Below are 17,892 nucleotides of genomic sequence, written 5' to 3' on the forward strand. Positions count from 1 at the left end.
GGCCGGACCACAATAACAATGAACAGACGCCAGTTTATTTTCCGCTCTGTTGCGCTGACCTTAGCCGCCAGCACAGGCTACACAGTATATCAGCATCAAAGCCTGCAAGGCAGTGACAATGCCGCTGTTCTGGTGTTGGACGCGTTATTACCTGCTGTGTTAATGGGCGCTCTGCCCGCTGAGATGCCAGCCCAGCAGTTAGCGTTAACAAAGACCAGAGATGAAATACTGCAATTTCTTGCTTACCTGCCACCAAGTCAGCAACAACAGCTACAGCAACTGTTTGACTTACTGCAACAGGATTTAGCGCGGCTGGCGTTAACAGGGCAGTGGTTGCATCTGGCCGATTTGCCGCTGTCAATGCGGCTGGATTTGTTATTAAGCTGGCGTGATAGTTATTTTTCGCTGTTACAGCAAGCTTTTTGCGGTTTACGTGAGCTTATTTACGGTGCTTTTTATGGCCAGCCACACCACTGGTTGGCTTTGCAGTACAGCGCGCCGGAGTTTAATCCATGAAAAATTTGATTGCTGAGGGCATTGCCTCTGGTTGGTCGTATTTAGATGCGTCCAGTCTAACCGCAGACCAGCAGTTTGAAACTGATGTAGTGATCGTAGGCTCTGGTGCTGGCGGCGCTATGGCTGCCGAACAATTGAGTCTGGCCGGATTCAGAGTGATTTTGCTGGAAATGGGCGCATTGCATGAGGGCAAAGATTTTAAACAGCAAGAACGTTGGGCTTACCCTCAACTCTATCAGGATGGTGCAGGCCGTAAAACGCTGGACCAAAGTATCGGCATATTGCAGGGCCGCACCGTGGGCGGTTCGACGACAGTCAACTGGACCACTTCTATTCGTACACCAGAAAAAACTCTGGATTATTGGCGCGCTGAATTTGGCTCGGACTGTAGCTCAGAGAATTTAGCTGCTTATTTTCAGCAAGCAGAGCAGCGGCTGAATATTCATCCCTGGCCAGTGCCACCTAATGCCAATAACGATAAATTGCGACAAGGCTGCGAGGCTCTGGGCTGGCAATACACTGTGATCAACCGCAATGTCAGTGGCTGTGCCAATCTGGGCTATTGTGGTATGGGCTGCCCTATGAATGCCAAGCAGTCGATGCTGGTCAGTACTATCCCATCGGCGATGCAAGCAGGCGCTATGCTGATTAGCCGCGTCTCAGCCCGCGAATTAAAATGGCAGCACGAACAGGTGCAGTCTCTGCTGGCTGTGCCTGTAGACCAGTATTTTCAGCCTGATTTCAGAATAAAGCTTAGCTTTAAAGCCACACATTACATAGTCGCTGCCGGGGCTATCGGCTCACCAGCTTTATTGCTGCGCTCCAACGTACCGAACCCGTCCAGACGCTTAGGTAAACATACCTATTTGCACCCCAGTGTGATTTCGGGCGCATTATTTGAAGAGACTATAGCCGGCCACAGCGGCGCACCTCAGTCGATTTACTCTGATCAGTTTGTCTGGCCTTCGAATGGGCAGGCTGGCTTTAAATTAGAAGTACCGCCGCTGCATCCGGTGTTGATGGCGACTAAATTAACAGGCCTGGCCGAATCTCATGCTGCATTAATGCAGCAGTTTAATCAGTTACAGGTGGTGATTGCGTTGCTGCGGGATGGTTTTCATCCGGATAGTCAGGGCGGTACAGTAGTACTCTCCGATCATGGCGAGCCCCTGGTGGATTACCCCATGTCGGACTATCTGTGGCAGGGTGTTCAACATGCTTATCTGGCGATGGCTGAACTGCAATTTGCGGCTGGTGCCAGGTCGGTTTTACCTATTCATCAGGACGCTCAGCTATATTCCGGCTGGCGTCAGGCCAGGCAGGCGATAAAGGCTTTGCCTCTGCAGAAGTACCGGGCTACTTTAGCCTCTGCGCACGTGATGGGAGGAGCCAATATGAGTGCAGTTCCGGCCAAAGGCGTAGTCAATTTAGTGGGGCGTCATCATCAATTAGAAAATTTATCTGTCTTTGATGGCTCGATATTACCTTCCAGCCTTGGCGCTAATCCGCAACTGACGATCTACGCATTAACGCTACGAAATACCGAAGCTTTAATTAAACAGCTCCGCACCTGAGCAAACAAAGAGCGGGGTAAGTGCCGGGCTCTCTGGCAACTAAAGTCTACAATCTTACTGTTTGTCCATTATTGTTTTATCCCTGTCAGTGGCAGAATAGCCATAATTGTTTATATTTTGTTAACTAAATGCGCTCCAATTCTATGCTGTCCATACAACATCTGTACAGCATTGAAACGGGATGTTGTTTCGTAGTTTCCCTCCCTATGTTGAATGAAGTCGTGATCTCAAGGAGAACTGTCATGAAAGAATTAACTGTGAGTGAAATACAAGAAGTGAGTGGTGGTACCTTGGCCGAATCAGCCGAAGCATTTGGCTATGGTTTGGGTCTGGGAGCAGTTACTTTCGGAACTAAACTGGGTACGATAGGTGTCGGTGCTGCATTTCTGGCCGCACCATTTGTTTCGATGGCCATGCTGGGTATAGCGTTTTATGCAGGTTACAAGTTACTGGGTAAATAGGTTGTCAACTAACCTGCATTGTTTTTGGTTTTCATGACGTGTGCAGGTTGAGGAGGTCTTATGGCTTTTGATAACTCTGACTTTCTGTTGATAGTTGTTATTGCTCTCTGCATTTACGTAGTGAGTAACGAGTGGCAAAAACTTGATGACAAACACCTGGAGTTGAGAGACAAGCGCAAATGTAGTGAACCAGATCTTTTAAAAGAAGAGGATCAGCTCATTTACCAAAAGGCGCTTACTAACAAAAACAGAGCTATTGTTGATTACAGAAATAAATATCATATTAGCCTAAGCTGTGCTCAAGAAATTGTGGAATCAATACTTACAGCAGGAACAAAAGCGCAGTCTAAATGACTGCGCTTTCTTTATCACTCACTCCGCATGGGACGTTTTATATAAAAAGTAGCCTGCGTAAAACAGACATAAGCCAATCACTAAAGCCAGGCCGGTAAAAGAAATAAAGATTACTGGATCTTTTAAGAACTCTTGCCAAATATTCATCATCATACCCCCGCTATTTGCTGATACTTGCAGTGTAGAAGCATCAGCCAGCGCAAAGCCTGATATAGATCAAAGTTGGATTTTAGAGCCCTGGTAACTGCTGGCTTTGTTGATACAGATCAAGAATTTCAGCATCTAATTGTTCTGCCGGTGCATTCAGTAACACTAAATAGTGATCCAGCAGTTGGCTGTGTGGCAGTAGATCGTCGCATGGGCTCAGTTGATTAAATTGTTGTACCAGTAATTGTTGCTCCAGTTTTTCTGCGGCCAATTCTGTGCTTAATAACTGCTGTCGAAGAGGTTGTTGCATATCTGATTCGAGCCATGGTGATGGTAAGGCTCGGCGCAAAGCCCGGATCGACTGGGTGACTTCAGTACTGAAATGCTTGAGTAAGTCTTCCAGTTGCTGCAGTTGGGTTTCACTGACACTTTGTTGCTGCTTGTCCAGATACAATAAAAACAGCAGCAGGTTTATATTCACTCCAAAGTTATCCTGCCATTGCAGACAGAGGTCTTTCACGGCTGGATATAAACTCAGACTGTAGTGCCAGAGTGATTCAGGGTTAAGCGTTTTTTTGCCAGAATTCTGCACTTTGTTGCTCCCATGCTTCCTGGGCTTCGAACCATTGTTCTTCTACCTCAGACAATTCCTTCAGAACTTTTTGTTGCTCCGCCAGTGTTTTGGTTAATTCGGCCTTTCGGGTTGCGTCGTAGATGCCGGCATCCGCTAAAGCCGTTTCAATATGTTGTTGTTGCTGGTGCAGTTTTTCTTGTTGCTGCTCCAGTTTCTCAATTTTTTGCTTCAGTGGCCGTTGCAAAGCACGCAGCTCTGCTTCCAGCCGTTTTTGATCTTTGCGCTGTTGTGCGCTGTTAGCCGTGGTGGTGTCGTCGGACGCCGCGGCTGTATTGGTGGCGCGTTGGTCCTGCTGTAACCACTGATAATAATCGGATAAATCACCAGCAAAAGGTGCGACCTTGCCATGAGCCACCAGATAAAACTCATCTGTGGTGCTGCTGAGCAAATGCCGATCGTGCGACACTACGACTATGGCACCTTCAAAACTCTGTAAAGCCATAACAATGGCTTCGCGCATATCCAGATCCAGATGGTTGGTCGGTTCGTCTAATAACAACAGGTTGGGGCGCTGATACACCAATAAGGCCAGCACCAGACGGGCTTTTTCACCGCCAGAGAATGGTGCACAGGGTGACAAGGCTTTGTCACCATGGAAACCAAAACCACCAATATAATCACGTAGTTGCTGTTCTGTAGCTTCAGGCGCCAGACGCACTAAATGTTGCAGTGGCGAATCTTGTGGTCTTAAGGTTTCTAACTGGTGCTGCGCAAAATAACCAATACTGACGCCGTTGGCGTACCAGATCTGACCGGCTTGTGGGGTTAAAGAGCCGGATAACAGTTTGATCAACGTCGATTTACCTGCACCGTTACGGCCTAATAAACCTATACGGCTGCCCGGCAGTAATTGAAAGTTAATCTGCTGCAGAATAGCGGTATCACCATAACCTGCTTTGACGTTTTCCATCTTCAGCAATGGATTGGGTAAAGAGCGAGGCTGTAAAAATTCAAACTGAAAGGGCGAATCAGCATGAGCTGGCGCCAACAGCGTCATACGCTCCAGCGCTTTGATCCGACTTTGCGCTTGTTTCGCTTTAGTGGCCTGAGCGCGAAAGCGGTCAATAAACTTTTGCAGATGTGCTACCTGGCGCTGTTGTTTTTCAAACATCGATTGGTGCTGCGCCAGATGTTCGGCACGCTGACGCTCAAACTGGCTGTAGTTGCCTTTATATAAGGTTAAGGTCTGATTGTCGATATGCACCGTATTATCAACCACTGCATCAAGGAAGTCGCGATCGTGACTGATCAGCAACAATGTGCCAGGGAAAGAGCCCAGATACTTTTCCAGCCACAATACTGCGTCCAAATCCAGGTGGTTGGTCGGTTCGTCCAGTAACAATAATTGCGCTGGTTGCATTAAGGCTTTGGCCAGGTTTAACCGCATGCGCCAGCCACCGGAAAACGACTTTACACTCTGTTGTTGTGCTGTACCGCTAAAGCCCAGGCCATCCAATAAAACGCCGGCTTTGGCCTCGGCCCTGTAGCCATCTAAGGCATCAATCTGGTGATGCACTGCAGCTAAATCGACGCTGCCATCGGTAATTTTTAACTGTTGTAGGAGTGGGTAGAGTTTTTCGTCGCCCTGCAGCACATAATCCATAGCGGAGATGTCCAGTGCCGGAGTTTCCTGCGCTACGGTCGAGATAGTCCAACTGGACGGAATAGAAACTGAACCTGCGTCAGGTTGTAGCTTTTGTTGCAGTAATGCAAAAAGACTGGATTTGCCGCAGCCATTGGCGCCAATTATTCCGACCTTTTGCCCCGGAAATACGGTAAGATCGGCCTGTTGCAGTAAACAATTAATACCACGTCGCAATTCGACGTTTTGCAGTTGGATCATGGTGTTTTAACCTGGACGAAAATTGGCTGCTACTCTAATCGCAAAGTGGCGACAAACCAAGAGTGAATGCGGTTTTTTACCCAAAGTAATTGGCGTTGCAGTGCGACGGCAAGAACGCGAGACCCCATGAACATAGCCCACTATGTGAATGGGGCGAGTAAACGCAGCCAACAATGCTGCAGCGTCAAGTACGCAGGGTATTGATGCGATAAAAGCAGAGTGAAGAGAGTAAAAACATGACGGAAAGAAAGAAAAAGCGTTTTATTGCCGGAGCAACTTGTCCGCAGTGTAAGGCCATAGATACGCTGATGTTGTTTATTGAAAACAATGTGGAAAAGGTGGAATGTGTGCAATGTGGTCATCATATGGCACAACCTGAACAGCAGGTGGCAAAAGCGGCACGGGCTGCTGAACAGGTCATAGGCGTGTTTAAACCTGAGTAATGCATTAATAATGCGGCGGTGGTGGCTCTTCGTCTAACCTTAGTATGCCACTGTCGTTGCCCTGGCTGATTTTTTCTGCCAGCAGCATCACCTGACGCTGTAGTTTTTCAATACTTTTCTGATGTTCGTGCAACTCGTCGTTCAGACTCTGCACTACATCTTCCTGAAATGCCAATTTACTCTCTAAATCAATAAGTTGCTGTTGTAGCTCAACCACTTGCTCTGTCATTGTTTAATCTCCCATACTTCGGCTACACCACTGGAACTTTCACTGATAATCTGATTGTCATTCAAAAAGGCCACCGCGTGGATCACTGCGCTGGCCGGTCTGCTGTTGAGAATAGCCCTGACTTGCCATTGCTGGATTTTTTTCCCCGTGGCGACATCCCATAAAATTAACGCTCTGGACGGAGAACCTGTCACCAGCCATTTGCCATTTGGACTAAAACGGGCCGCGGTAATGATTTGAGCTCTGGATAACTCCAACTGGCTGATTTGTTTCCCAGTTTTTAAATCCCAGATAAAGCCTTGTAATTCACTGCCGGCACTAAAGGCATAACGACCTTGTTGATCCAGCGCTACTTTAGTCACACGGTTTGGATGGGGAAAACTATAGATGATCTGCGCTGTTTCTGTATCCCACAAATAGGCAAAATGATCATTAGCACCTGTTAAGGCAAAACGTCCATTGGCAGACATATCAACAGAGTTGACGTTTTCGCTATGGCCCAAAAACTCAATACGGCGACCAGAACTTAACGTGATGTGCTGAACCTTACCATCGCTTTGGCCTATCAGCAGATGGCGGCCATAATCAGACACCGCCAAGTCACGGATAGTCGCGTCCTGAACTGACCAAAAACCCAGATTACGACCATCTGCCATGTGCCATAACGCAAAGTCTTTACTGTCACCGGTCAGCAGATGGCTGCCGCTTGGGCTGAAAGACAGCGATAAAATCTGATTATCGGTTTTTTCCTTGTGCCCCAACGAATACAACGCTGTGTCTTTTTGCAGGTCCCAGACGGTAACTCCTTCATCTAAAGCTGAGACAGCAACCAGTGTTGATTGATCATTAATAGCCGCGCCATAAGAAGGCGTTTCACTGTGCAGCACTTGCCGCACAGAGTTTGGTTGAACTTCTGAGCAGGCAAAGAGACAAAATGCCAGAAAAATCGTCAGATATTTACCGCTATGGGTTAACGTCATTCGCACAAACCGTTAGTATAGGGACGTTGCATAAAACCTTTAACTTATTAAAACACAATTTTGCAGCCAAACCTGCTTATTTATTGGAGAAATACATGCGTTTATTAACTAAGGTGTCGCTGATTGCGGCTACCGTTTTAACTTTGTCTGCTTGTAACAAAGAAGCTGAGCAGCCAAAACCTTTAGTTTTAGATACTGATGCTGCAAAACAATCCTACAGCCTGGGTGTATCTGCCGGTCGTTTTATTGACACTACGATCAAAGAGCATGAGAAGTTAGGTTTACCTTTAGCTTCAGACACTATAGTACGTGGTATTCAGGACCAGTTAGCTGGTAAGTCTCAGTTGACTGAAGAAGAAGTTCAGAAAGTGATGATGGCGCTGGAACAGACAGCCCGCGAAAAACAAGTAGAAGTGGCAAAAGCTCAGGCTGAACAAAATATTGCGGCAGGTAAAGCGTATTTAGAAACTAACGCCAAGAAAGAAGGCGTGAAAGTGACTGAATCAGGTTTACAGTACGAAGTGATCCAGGCTGCTGATGGTCCAAAACCTGCTGCGACTGACGTAGTACGTGTGCATTACACTGGTACTTTAGTGGATGGTACTGAATTTGACAGTTCAAAAGAACGTGGTCCGGCTCAGTTCCCATTAAACCAGGTGATCAAAGGTTGGACTGAAGGTGTTCAGTTAATGAGCGTGGGTTCTAAGTTCAAGTTCACTATTCCAAGCGATTTAGCATACGGTGAGCGTGACATGGGAACTATCCCAGCAAACAGCGTTTTAGTATTCGACGTTGAGCTGTTAGGCATTGGCGAGGAAGCTCCTGCTGCAGAAGCTCCGGCTGAGAAGAAGTAATTCTTAACCCGATAAAAAAGCGACCTTTCGGTCGCTTTTTTTATAAGTTAATTCAAGCGGTTATGGCCTTGGAATACTTGTTGTGCAAGGTCTGGATCAATTCATCTTCAAAATCAAACCGTTCAACTAAAGCCTGACCTAAGGTAGATAAATCACGATCAAAGTTGGTGGATAAAGTTTTGCCATCCGCTTCGGCGTATTTGTCATTAAATTCAAGCGCCATATCTGTAGAATGCGCTATCTTCGGGTATAAGGAATCTGCCAGTTTGCGGCTATCCTGACCATTCACGGCACATTGCGATACGATTTGTTCATAGACTTCAAAATGACCTGCGGATAAATAATCCATCAGCAGTTGGCAAAAGTGCTGAATGTCCGCCTGATCAGGCAAAGAATTCCCACTTTTTTTGTCAAAAGGAGGCAATGCAGCCAGCTCACAATAACGAACAATAAGACGCTGCCTTTCATCCAGCCAGTTGTCTATAGCTGTCAGGCTGCCACCCCATTTCTGTTGTGCTGACTCTAAACGGGTGTACATATACTTCCCCTTACTCAAGTAACTTACTGCTCTAAACCTCTAATTAAAAGAATTCTCAGATAAAGATCAACTACTTTTTTATTGGTCAGCTCAGTCTTTGGCTCTATCATACGCCTGTTCACGCAGATCAGTGGTGGAGTAAAACAAAAATGATTAAGCACAATGTGCCTGCAACAGTCGACCTGTTTGGTCACTGGTTTATTGTCAGTCAGGGCAAACTCTGGCTGCCTTCTGTGGAGGCTGCTCCCCCTTTATGTAGGTATGACCAATTACCAAAATTTCTTGATGGTACCGAGTCTGTGTGTTTGCTTGGTGCCATCGAGGGTGTGAATTGCTACTTACTGAATTATACCGACAGACCACACGCCGAAGAGGAGTGGCATTCGGCCAGAGTTTTGCTACAACACCCTGCTGCTATTTTTGAACATGCCGCCAGGGCTTGTCAGGTCGCTTTGTTTTTGCAAACTCACCGCTACTGTGGTCAGTGTGGCAGTTCTATGCATTTAGTGAACTGGGAGCTGGCCGCGCTTTGTCACAAATGTGGTCATCGTTGTTATCCACGTATTAACCCTTGTGTATTGATCGCAGTGGTGAACGACAAAAATCAGCTATTACTGGCCCGCTCAGCCCGGCATAAAACGGGTTTCTTTTCTATATTGGCCGGTTTTGTCGAATCTGCCGAAACTCTGGAGCAGGCTGCGGTACGGGAAGTTAAAGAAGAGGTAGGCATTGAGATCACCAATTTACGTTATATGGGCAGTCAACCCTGGCCCTTCCCCCATTCATTAATGACTGCTTTTATCGCTGACTATAAGTCAGGTGAACTGGTGTGTCAGCCGGACGAAATTGAAGAAGCGCATTGGTTTGATGTCGACCAGTTACCGCAAGTACCCACGGTAGCAACCTTATCGGGCCAAGTGATTGAGTACATCGCCAGGGGAGGCCGATAATCAACATTAAACCCGACGGACTTAACTTCTGTACATGCTGGATAACAGGCAAATAAAAAAGCCACTAACGTGGCTTAAATGAGGTGTAACTTACGTTACGTGGACTCGTTAAAACGAGTTTCTTTATTCTTGTTCTTTACTAGCGCAGGTAGTTTATAACAGATGTATTTTGACAGGGCAACAGCTTTTTTCAGCCAAGAAAGAAATAGCCTTAGGTAAAAAATAGTGACGGATCGGACATCAGTGATAAACTAGTGATAAATCAAAAGATGGCAGATGATAGATGCAACTAAAAAATGATCGTTACTTAAGGGCTTTGATGAAACAACCTGTTGATCGCACTCCAATCTGGATGATGCGTCAGGCGGGTCGTTACCTTCCGGAGTACAGAGCGACTCGCGCTATTGCTGGCGATTTTATGTCGTTATGTAAAAATCCTGAGTTAGCCTGTGAAGTCACTTTGCAGCCGTTAAAACGTTATCCTTTAGATGCAGCCATCTTGTTCAGTGACATTTTGACTATCCCTGACGCCATGGGTATGGGGCTGTATTTTGGTGAAGGCGAAGGCCCGCGTTTTACCAAACAACTGACCGACTTTATGGATGTGATGCAGTTACCTGTGCCGGATCCGGAAGTAGAACTGCGTTACGTGATGGATGCTGTACGTACTATTCGCCGTGAATTAAACGGCGAAGTACCCTTAATTGGTTTCTCCGGCAGCCCATGGACTCTGGCGACCTATATGTTTGAAGGCGGCAGCAGCAAAACCTTCTCTAAAATTAAAAAGCTGATGTACACAGAGCCGGAAGTCGTACATATCCTGCTGGATAAACTGACACAAAGTGTCATTTTGTATCTGAATGCGCAAATTGCGGCTGGTGCCCAGTCGGTGATGATTTTCGATACCTGGGGTGGGGTGTTAACGCCACACGATTATCGTGAGTATTCGTTAAGTTATATGCAGCAAATTGTCTCTGGTTTAACCCGTTTTGCTGATGGTCGTCCTGTTCCTGTCACCTTGTTCACGAAGAATGGTGGTTTATGGCTGGAAGAAATTGCAGCGACTGGCTGTGATGGTGTCGGTTTAGATTGGACTATAGATATTCGTCATGCCCGTGCTCGTATTGGCGATAAAGTAGCTCTGCAGGGCAATATGGATCCCTCTATTTTGTTGGGTACACCTGAGCGGATCCGTCAGGAAGTACAGGCTATTCTGGACGGTTATGGTATGGGCTCAGGCCATGTATTTAACCTCGGCCATGGCATTACGCCAGATGTAGATCCAGAAAAAGCCGGTGTCTTTATTGAGGCTGTACAGTCATTTAGCCGTACTTATCATATGAATACTGAAATTGCAGAAGACGACGAATAGACTCATTCGTTGATTCGCGATAAAAAAACGCCAGCCTCAAGCTGGCGTTTTTTTATGAGCAAGGCTCAAAACAAACGATTTAAGCCATTTAAAGCTGCAACCCGGTAAGCTTCTGCCATAGTCGGATAGTTAAAGGTGGTGTGCACAAAGTACTCTATGGTGTTGCCGCCATTTTTTTGCATCATAATGGCTTGTCCTATATGCACAATTTCCGCAGCCCTCTCACCAAAGCAGTGGATACCCAAGATCTCCTTGGTGTCACGGTGAAATAGTAGTTTCAGACTACCGACACTGGTATTGGCAATCTGAGCCCGGGCCAGATGTTTAAACTGAGCCCTGCCCACCTCGTAAGGCACCCGGGCAGCAGTTAACTCCTGCTCGTTTTTACCGACAGAACTCATCTCTGGTATGGTGTAAATACCCACCGGAATATCGTCAATCAGATAGGTGCTGCAGTTGCCATGAATAATCGAGTTAGCGGCAATACGGCCCTGATCATATGCGGCGCTGGCCAGACTTGGATAACCTATCACATCCCCCACTGCGTATATGTTGGGAACCTCCGTCTGATAGTTATCATTGACTTTGAGCTGACCACGGCTATCTGCTTTTAAGCCAATAGCATTCAGATTCAGTTTGTCAGTATTCCCGGTACGGCCATTGGCAAACAGGATACAGTCTGCTTTCATTTTTTTGCCAGATTGCAGATGTAAAATCACACCATCAGCGCAGCCCTCAATCCGATCAAACTCTTCACCATGGCGGATAGTTACACCCGAATTCCAGAAGTGATAACTTAAGGCGTCAGAGATTTCAGCGTCCATAAAAGAGAGCAACCTGTCTCTGGTATTAACCAAATCCACCCGTACCCCTAAACCGCGGAAAATCGAAGCGTATTCGCAGCCAATCACGCCGGCACCAAAAATGATGATATGGCGTACATCGTCTGTTAAAGACAAAATAGTGTCACTATCAAAAATACGGCTGTGCGTGAAGTCGACATTTTGCGGGCGATAAGGGCGAGAGCCTGTCGCCAGAATGATATGTTCGGCGGAGATGATTTGATCTGGGGAACCCTCCTGCTCAAGACGAATTTGGTGCGCGTCCACAAAAGAGGCATTACCCTGAAAGACTTTGACTCTGTTGCGTTCATAAAAGCTACTGCGTAGTTGTACCTGTTTACGAATAACGCCTGCTGCGTGTTTTAAAATATGCGGAAAGGTCAGATTGGAGGATTGATCCTCCATCTGAAACAGCGGATTTTCCTTGTATTCAATATAACGGCTAACTGAATGGCGCAAAGCTTTGGAAGGTATAGTGCCCCAGTGCGTGCAGCCGCCACCTACCTGTGGATGACGTTCAATCACTGCCACAGTTTTGCCACTTTTCGCCAGATTCATCGCGGCACCTTCGCCACCCGGACCTGTACCTATAATAATTGCATCAAAATCATATGCTTTGCTTTGAGTTGCTTTAACCACCTGGTGATTCCTTCGCTGACTGCAGTCTTTATATTTAATCAGAAATCTTGAATGAAAGGCGATAAAAAAGGCGGCAAATGCCACCTTTCATCGGTTTTTATCAGACACTTAAGCCAGTTGAGCCGTGAACTGCCGCCAGCGTTTTTGTTGTAAATGCAGATTTTGTCTGACTTCCAGCAGTTGTTGCTTTAAATCAAACTCATTGTACTGTTGCATCAATTGTTGTTTTTTCTGTTGTAGCAGTGCTTTTTTCACATCGTAATACGCATGCATTTTTTCCATCAGCAGCTCATATTCATGCTCAAGTCGTTGCAGCACTAACTCCGCATCCGGCAGATGAGATACTTTTGCCTGTGCACGTTTTAATTGCATCTGGGCTTTCGCTTTCTCGATACGATCCGGCGGGCATACTTTTAGATTCCGGGTTAGCCCTAACCAGGAACAACTTTTAATCAGCCATTTGGTTGGATCGAAATGCCACCATTTGATGCCATTCCGATAATCGTATTCAAAAATATGGTGGAAATTGTGGTAACCCTCACCATAGGTTAAGAAGGCCAGGATGCCATTATCCCGTGCGCTATTTTGGTCTGTATAAGGCTGCTTACCCCAAATATGGGCTAAAGAGTTAATAAAGAAGGTGAAATGGTGGCTCAGTACTAAACGTAACACACCGACACTCAGTAACATGCCGATATAACTGTCTGTTAACCAGCCTAAAAACAGTGGGATACCGAAGTTAGTCGCCACCGTCAGCAGCAAATAGTTTTTGTGTTGCCACATCACTATTTTATTATTCTGTAAATCGCGGGCATTGCTGTAATCGGCATAGGTATTGCTTTGGTACTCACGCAACATCCAGCCAATGTGACTGAACCAAAAACCACGCTGTGCTGAATAAGGATCTTTATCGTTCTGGTCAACAAACTTATGATGCACACGGTGGTCGGAAGACCAATGCAGAGCACTGTTTTGCAAAGCAAAAGCACCACCTATGGCATAAAACCATTGTAAAGCAGGATGCGCATCATAAGTTTTGTGTGCCCACAGTCTGTGGTAACCAGCGGTGATCGACATGCCACAATAGCCCAGACATAAAATAGTGGCGACGATCTCAGTCAGGGTAAAGCCAACGGTGATGGCGTACCAGGGAACCAGGATGGCGGCAATAAGAAAGGTAGAGGTAAAAAGGACGACGTTAGTCCAGATAATAGGAGGTTTATTCATTTCGGGAACTTTAAGCTTACAACTGTAAGCTAATTTAGCCGTGCAAAGTGACAGGGTCAAGCGTTAAAATGGGGAAGTAGCAAAAAGGAGTGAGCCGTGACCCGCGCCCAGCAAAAAGAAAAAACCAGACGCGCTATTATAGACGCAGCTTTTCAACAGCTTAGTGCTGATAAAGGTTATTCAAGTTTGAGTTTACGCGAAGTGGCCCGCGAAGCTGGTATAGCGCCCACCTCTTTTTATCGTCATTTTACAGATATGGATGAATTAGGTTTAACCTTGGTTGATGAAGCGGGTTTGATGCTTCGTCAATTATTGCGCCAGGCCCGGCATCGCATTGAAGCCAATGGTAGTGTGATCCGTACTTCGATTGAAACTTTTATGGAGTTTGTCACAGGCCATAGCAACGTGTTTCGTTTGTTGTTGCGTGAACGTTCAGGTACTTCAGCGGCTTTTCGAAGTGCGGTCGCGCGGGAGATTTATCATTTTGGCGCCGAACTGGCCGATTATTTGCGTAAAGAAACAGATTGTCCGGCTGAATTTGCCCAGATGCAGGCTGAAGCTATGGTGATTTTAGTTTTTCATGCCGGAGCTGATGCGCTGGATGCAACAGCCGAGCAGCGCAAACAGATCACCCAGCGTACTATTATGCAGTTACGCTGGATGGCTCATGGCGCAGCCAGCTATGGTCGCAAACCTAAGGATTAAGTTTGCGTAACCAGACGCCAGATTCAATATGGTGGGTATAGGGGAACTGATCAAACAAAGCAAAAGCTTTGATTTCGTGGGTTTTACTCAACTGCTGTAAGTTTTGTTCCAAAGTCACAGGGTTACATGAAATATAAATAATATCGTTAAACTGGCTGACAAAAGCTTCGGTCGCCGGATCTAAACCTGCCCGTGGTGGGTCTACCAGAATAGTATCTAGCTGCAACTCTGATAAATCCAGGGTCTTTAGCTGTTTACCTGTCGCCATCGCCGCACTGACATCCTCAGCCGACATCTGCAACACCTGCAAATTCGTCACCTGATTCATTTCGATATTCAACTGAGCTGATTTAATCGAACTGCGGGCAATTTCTGTAGCGACTACCTGGCGGAAATAAGGTGTCAGCGCCAGCGAGAAGTTACCGTTGCCACAATAGAGTTCGAGTAAGTCGCCTTTGAGCTGACTGGCTATGTCACAAGCCCATTCCAGCATTTGCTGATTTACTTTGGCGTTGGGCTGGGTAAAGCTGTTTTCGATTTGCTGGTAACTTAGAGTGCGATCTTTGACGGTCAGCTTTTCAATAATATGGTCGCGATGCACCAAGACTTTTTGTTTGCGCGAACGGCCAATAAAGTCCAGCGGCCATTGTTCTGCTAAATCAGCTTTTAATAAAGCGGCTTGCTCAGCCCAGTCGTCACTCAGCGGTTTCTTATAAATAAGAGAAACCAACAGCTCGCCACTTAAACCACTCAGGTAATCAATCTGATATAACTTGTTCCGCAGTGCTGGACGTTTTTTCAGCTCTTCCAGCAGTACAGGCATAAAATCGGCTATTTGCTTACAGGCAACCGGGAAGTAATCAATGCGCTGTTTTTGTTTGGTTTCTGAGTCAAACATAATGTGGAACAAATCGTCCCCTTCATGCCAGACCCGAAATTCAGCGCGTTGACGGTAGTGACTAGGTTCGGAGCGGAATAACGCTAACTCTGGCAACGCATAGGATGCAAACAGCTGCAGTATGCCGGCTTGCTTTTCTGCCAGTTGAGTTTCATATAAATCCGGAAATACTTGCCCTAAAGCCATTACCTGTCACCTGTTGTCGAAAAAGCGGCCTATTCTAAGGGCTTTTGCCCGAATGTCTATCAGCAAAAGCAAGCTGCAGATAAAAGTAGCAGAGCAACTGCCTTAGCGGGCGAATGTCTGGCAAAATAGCGCCAGAGAGTTTAAGACAGTTTTTTCAGAAGATATGGCATGCGCATAGGTTTTATCGACAGTGGGGTGGGTGGTCTTTCTATTTTAGAAGCGGTACGTGCGTTAGTGCCTGCGGACTACTTCTATATGATGGATAACAGGTACCTGCCTTATGGCACTAAGTCGGAATTATTTATCCGTCAGCGCTTAAAACAACTAACAGAACATTTGCTGACCCACCAGGTGGATCTGATTGTGATCGCTTGTAACACAGCTACTACTCAGGCGGTCGATTGGTTACGTCAGCAGTTTGAGTTGCCTTTTGTTGGTGTAGTACCAGCCATTAAACCTGCTGCTTTGTATTGCGCTGGTGAAAAAATGGCATTGCTGGCCACTCCGGCTACTGTCAAAGGTGGCTATATAAAGAAGTTGATTGCGGATTACGCAGGCAACAGTGCAGTGAAATTTGTAGGCAGCAGCGAACTGGTGATGCTGGCGGAGCAAAAAGTCTGGACAGGTGCTGATGTAAAAGCAGCAGTGGCTCAGGTGATCAAAGACAGTGGCTTAAATCAGTTTGCACCTAAAGCTATTATTCTGGGTTGTACGCATTTTCCTTTTTTAGCCGAAGAGATCCGCTCTGCTTTTACACAAGCGCCAAAGCTGTTTGATACAGCCGAGGCGATAGCAAGACGAGTGCAACATTTAACCGCAGCGCTCACCCCTTTATATAAAGAGCAGAGTCAGGATCGTTTTATTGCTACAGAAGAACTGACAGAGCAGCAAAAAGAAAGGGTCAGACTGATGGGATTTGGCCAGCAGAGTTGCTGGCCAGATTTATATCAGGACTAACTTATTCGTCGTTATCGTCACCGTCCTGACGTTCTTTGGCTTCACGCACTTTTAAGGTTCGTTCCTGGAACGCAAAGTCGTTTAACTTCTGGATCATCTTATTGGCATCTTTGGCTGCCACTTCAACAAAACCAAAACCACGGCGACGACCTGTCTGGCGATCCTTCATCAAACGTACGTTGACAACTACACCAAACTTTTGGAACAACTCACGTACCGCATCTTCATTGGCGCGGTAAGGTAAATTACCTACATATAAAGTAGCTGTTTCACCGTCGTAGTTTGTTTTAGCTGCAGCAGGAGAACCTGTGCTGGCAATAGTTGCTCCTTTGACTTCAATCAGAATGGGCACTAAGACACCACCCAGCACTACACCTACCGTCACTAACACAGGTGCACTTAAAGCAATATCAGGGGTTAACATTAAAACCAGATAAACGATGATGGCTAACGCCAGAGTAAAAGGTAAGGATCGTTGTAAATTAGCTAACATAAAGATTTCCTAAGTAATAAAGATGAAAGAGTCAGAGTAAATACATATAAATACTTAAAGCTCTTTCATATTAGCGACTAGTTCTTAAGCAGCCAACTACTAAATGCAGGGTTACTGATATTGTTTTTGCAGCTATTTTGTCCATATTGCCGCTTTAACCAGCAAACGAACGCCAAAGCCTCAAAAAACTAAGATTTGCTGTTGCACGCTGTCAAAAACTCCCTATAATGCGCGCCATGCCAACGGGGTGGTGCGAAAGCAGCTCTGGGGTGGTTTTGAAAAGAAGTAAAAAATGATGCAAAACATCGCTTGACACGAGATTGAAAATCACTAAAATGGCCGCCTCGCAGCGCGGTGGAGTCGAAAGGCTCAAAAGTGAAGCGAAGCAGGTTGAGTGGGTGAGTTTGATAAATAATTTCAAGCCGCTACCTTGACACAAATTCTGGGAAGTGTAAGATACGCCTCCCGCTGAACACGGTTCAGCATGCTCTTTAACAATAAGCAATCAATCATCTGTGTGGGCACTCACGGTTTAGATTCTGCAGCGAGCAATCGCAAAAGAATATATATCAGTGAAGTGACTTACATAGAAATATGTTTTAAGTCAGTGATACTGAGCAGCTACTTTTGTAGCAATTAAACTTTAATTGAAGAGTTTGATCATGGCTCAGATTGAACGCTGGCGGCAGGCCTAACACATGCAAGTCGAGCGGGGTTTTCGGACCTAGCGGCGGACGGGTGAGTAATGCGTAGGAAGCTGCCCGATAGAGGGGGATACCAGTTGGAAACGACTGTTAATACCGCATAATGTCTACGGACCAAAGTGTGGGACCTTCGGGCCACATGCTATCGGATGCGCCTACGTGGGATTAGCTAGTTGGTGAGGTAATGGCTCACCAAGGCGACGATCTCTAGCTGGTTTGAGAGGATGATCAGCCACACTGGAACTGAGACACGGTCCAGACTCCTACGGGAGGCAGCAGTGGGGAATATTGGACAATGGGCGCAAGCCTGATCCAGCCATGCCGCGTGTGTGAAGAAGGCCTTCGG

21 protein-coding genes and 1 rRNA gene are annotated in these 17,892 nt (G+C 46.3%); 11 read left to right on the top strand and 11 right to left on the bottom strand.

The window, feature by feature from the left end:
- The first annotated feature begins 18 nt into the window (after nucleotides 1–18).
- The 4 genes from SD53_RS08605 to SD53_RS08620 all read left to right on the top strand — a co-directional run bounded on the left by SD53_RS08605 (nucleotide 19) and on the right by SD53_RS08620 (nucleotide 2,905).
- Nucleotides 19–516: a hypothetical protein gene (locus tag SD53_RS08605; protein WP_046519827.1), complete on the top strand. Its 498-nt coding sequence runs from the start codon at nucleotides 19–21 to the stop codon at nucleotides 514–516.
- Entirely contained in the window at nucleotides 513–2,090 is a 1,578-nt protein-coding gene (locus SD53_RS08610) for a GMC family oxidoreductase (protein WP_046519828.1), read from the top strand. The genes SD53_RS08605 and SD53_RS08610 overlap by 4 nt, the downstream gene beginning before the upstream one ends.
- A 242-nt stretch (nucleotides 2,091–2,332) precedes the next feature.
- Nucleotides 2,333–2,551, top strand: coding sequence for a hypothetical protein (locus tag SD53_RS08615; protein WP_046519829.1), 219 nt, complete (start codon nucleotides 2,333–2,335; stop codon nucleotides 2,549–2,551).
- Between the two features lie 60 nt (nucleotides 2,552–2,611).
- Nucleotides 2,612–2,905 (top strand): hypothetical protein, encoded by a 294-nt coding sequence (locus SD53_RS08620; protein WP_046519830.1) that lies wholly within the window; start codon nucleotides 2,612–2,614, stop codon nucleotides 2,903–2,905.
- Nucleotides 2,906–2,923: 18 nt separating this feature from the next.
- Here the strand turns inward: SD53_RS08620 and SD53_RS18295 are convergent, their stop codons facing one another.
- From SD53_RS18295 to SD53_RS08630, 3 genes are all read right to left on the bottom strand, one after another.
- Complete coding sequence (locus SD53_RS18295) at nucleotides 2,924–3,058, bottom strand: DUF3149 domain-containing protein (RefSeq protein ID WP_366246848.1); 135 nt, start codon at nucleotides 3,056–3,058, stop codon at nucleotides 2,924–2,926.
- Nucleotides 3,059–3,134: 76 nt separating this feature from the next.
- The gene (locus SD53_RS08625; protein WP_046519831.1) at nucleotides 3,135–3,644 is read right to left on the bottom strand and encodes a TIGR02444 family protein; all 510 of its coding nucleotides are present in this window, start codon (nucleotides 3,642–3,644) and stop codon (nucleotides 3,135–3,137) included.
- Nucleotides 3,616–5,529 (bottom strand): ABC transporter ATP-binding protein, encoded by a 1,914-nt coding sequence (locus SD53_RS08630; protein WP_046519832.1) that lies wholly within the window; start codon nucleotides 5,527–5,529, stop codon nucleotides 3,616–3,618. Before SD53_RS08630 ends, SD53_RS08625 begins: the two co-directional genes overlap by 29 nt.
- A gap of 236 nt (nucleotides 5,530–5,765) precedes the next feature.
- Here SD53_RS08630 and SD53_RS08635 point away from each other — a divergent pair, with 236 nt between their 5' ends.
- Nucleotides 5,766–5,972, top strand: a complete 207-nt coding sequence (locus SD53_RS08635; RefSeq protein WP_046519833.1) for a YheV family putative zinc ribbon protein — start codon at nucleotides 5,766–5,768, stop codon at nucleotides 5,970–5,972.
- Between the two features lie 4 nt (nucleotides 5,973–5,976).
- Here SD53_RS08635 and SD53_RS08640 read toward each other — a convergent pair whose 3' ends face one another.
- Nucleotides 5,977–6,201, bottom strand: a complete 225-nt coding sequence (locus SD53_RS08640; protein WP_046519834.1) for a SlyX family protein — start codon at nucleotides 6,199–6,201, stop codon at nucleotides 5,977–5,979.
- Nucleotides 6,198–7,181 carry a WD40 repeat domain-containing protein gene (locus tag SD53_RS08645; RefSeq protein ID WP_052749314.1) on the bottom strand — a complete coding sequence of 328 codons (984 nt, stop codon included), beginning with the start codon at nucleotides 7,179–7,181 and terminating at the stop codon, nucleotides 6,198–6,200. The genes SD53_RS08640 and SD53_RS08645 overlap by 4 nt, the downstream gene beginning before the upstream one ends.
- On the opposite strand from SD53_RS08645, the gene fkpA reads away from it, so the two are divergent.
- Complete coding sequence (gene fkpA, locus SD53_RS08650; protein ID WP_241481777.1) at nucleotides 7,136–8,035, top strand: FKBP-type peptidyl-prolyl cis-trans isomerase; 900 nt, start codon at nucleotides 7,136–7,138, stop codon at nucleotides 8,033–8,035. The two genes, SD53_RS08645 and fkpA, sit on opposite strands and share 46 nt — an antisense overlap.
- A 52-nt stretch (nucleotides 8,036–8,087) precedes the next feature.
- Here fkpA and SD53_RS08655 read toward each other — a convergent pair whose 3' ends face one another.
- A complete protein-coding gene (locus SD53_RS08655) occupies nucleotides 8,088–8,573 on the bottom strand; it encodes an Rsd/AlgQ family anti-sigma factor (protein WP_046519835.1) in 486 nt (161 codons plus the stop codon).
- Between the two features lie 149 nt (nucleotides 8,574–8,722).
- Between SD53_RS08655 and nudC the strand changes: the two genes are divergently transcribed.
- Together nudC and hemE are read left to right on the top strand one after the other, a co-directional pair.
- Nucleotides 8,723–9,523: an NAD(+) diphosphatase gene (gene nudC, locus SD53_RS08660; protein WP_046519836.1), complete on the top strand. Its 801-nt coding sequence runs from the start codon at nucleotides 8,723–8,725 to the stop codon at nucleotides 9,521–9,523.
- 283 nt (nucleotides 9,524–9,806) lie between these two features.
- Nucleotides 9,807–10,895 carry a uroporphyrinogen decarboxylase gene (gene hemE / locus SD53_RS08665; protein WP_046519837.1) on the top strand — a complete coding sequence of 363 codons (1,089 nt, stop codon included), beginning with the start codon at nucleotides 9,807–9,809 and terminating at the stop codon, nucleotides 10,893–10,895.
- A gap of 65 nt (nucleotides 10,896–10,960) precedes the next feature.
- Here hemE and sthA read toward each other — a convergent pair whose 3' ends face one another.
- Entirely contained in the window at nucleotides 10,961–12,376 is a 1,416-nt protein-coding gene (sthA, locus tag SD53_RS08670) for a Si-specific NAD(P)(+) transhydrogenase (protein ID WP_046519838.1), read from the bottom strand.
- 108 nt (nucleotides 12,377–12,484) lie between these two features.
- On the bottom strand, nucleotides 12,485–13,603 hold the full coding sequence (locus SD53_RS08675; protein ID WP_046519839.1) for an acyl-CoA desaturase: 1,119 nt from the start codon (nucleotides 13,601–13,603) through the stop codon (nucleotides 12,485–12,487).
- Nucleotides 13,604–13,699: 96 nt separating this feature from the next.
- Between SD53_RS08675 and fabR the strand changes: the two genes are divergently transcribed.
- Nucleotides 13,700–14,308 carry an HTH-type transcriptional repressor FabR gene (gene fabR, locus SD53_RS08680; protein WP_046519840.1) on the top strand — a complete coding sequence of 203 codons (609 nt, stop codon included), beginning with the start codon at nucleotides 13,700–13,702 and terminating at the stop codon, nucleotides 14,306–14,308.
- Here fabR and trmA read toward each other — a convergent pair.
- The gene (gene trmA / locus SD53_RS08685) at nucleotides 14,298–15,392 is read right to left on the bottom strand and encodes a tRNA (uridine(54)-C5)-methyltransferase TrmA (protein ID WP_046519841.1); all 1,095 of its coding nucleotides are present in this window, start codon (nucleotides 15,390–15,392) and stop codon (nucleotides 14,298–14,300) included. The two genes, fabR and trmA, sit on opposite strands and share 11 nt — an antisense overlap.
- Nucleotides 15,393–15,560: 168 nt before the next feature.
- Here trmA and murI point away from each other — a divergent pair, with 168 nt between their 5' ends.
- Entirely contained in the window at nucleotides 15,561–16,349 is a 789-nt protein-coding gene (gene murI, locus SD53_RS08690; RefSeq protein WP_046519842.1) for a glutamate racemase, read from the top strand.
- A 1-nt stretch (nucleotide 16,350) separates the two neighbouring features.
- Here murI and SD53_RS08695 read toward each other — a convergent pair whose 3' ends face one another.
- Together SD53_RS08695 and SD53_RS18605 are read right to left on the bottom strand one after the other, a co-directional pair.
- Complete coding sequence (locus SD53_RS08695) at nucleotides 16,351–16,842, bottom strand: RNA recognition motif domain-containing protein (protein ID WP_046519843.1); 492 nt, start codon at nucleotides 16,840–16,842, stop codon at nucleotides 16,351–16,353.
- A gap of 211 nt (nucleotides 16,843–17,053) precedes the next feature.
- On the bottom strand, nucleotides 17,054–17,263 hold the full coding sequence (locus tag SD53_RS18605; RefSeq protein WP_131647777.1) for a hypothetical protein: 210 nt from the start codon (nucleotides 17,261–17,263) through the stop codon (nucleotides 17,054–17,056).
- A 223-nt stretch (nucleotides 17,264–17,486) separates the two neighbouring features.
- On the opposite strand from SD53_RS18605, the gene SD53_RS08700 reads away from it, so the two are divergent.
- Nucleotides 17,487–17,892: ribosomal RNA gene (locus tag SD53_RS08700) — 16S ribosomal RNA — on the top strand; the annotation flags it as partial.

This window comes from Rheinheimera mesophila (genome assembly GCF_000986865.1).
GTDB lineage: Bacteria > Pseudomonadota > Gammaproteobacteria > Enterobacterales > Alteromonadaceae > Pararheinheimera > Pararheinheimera mesophila.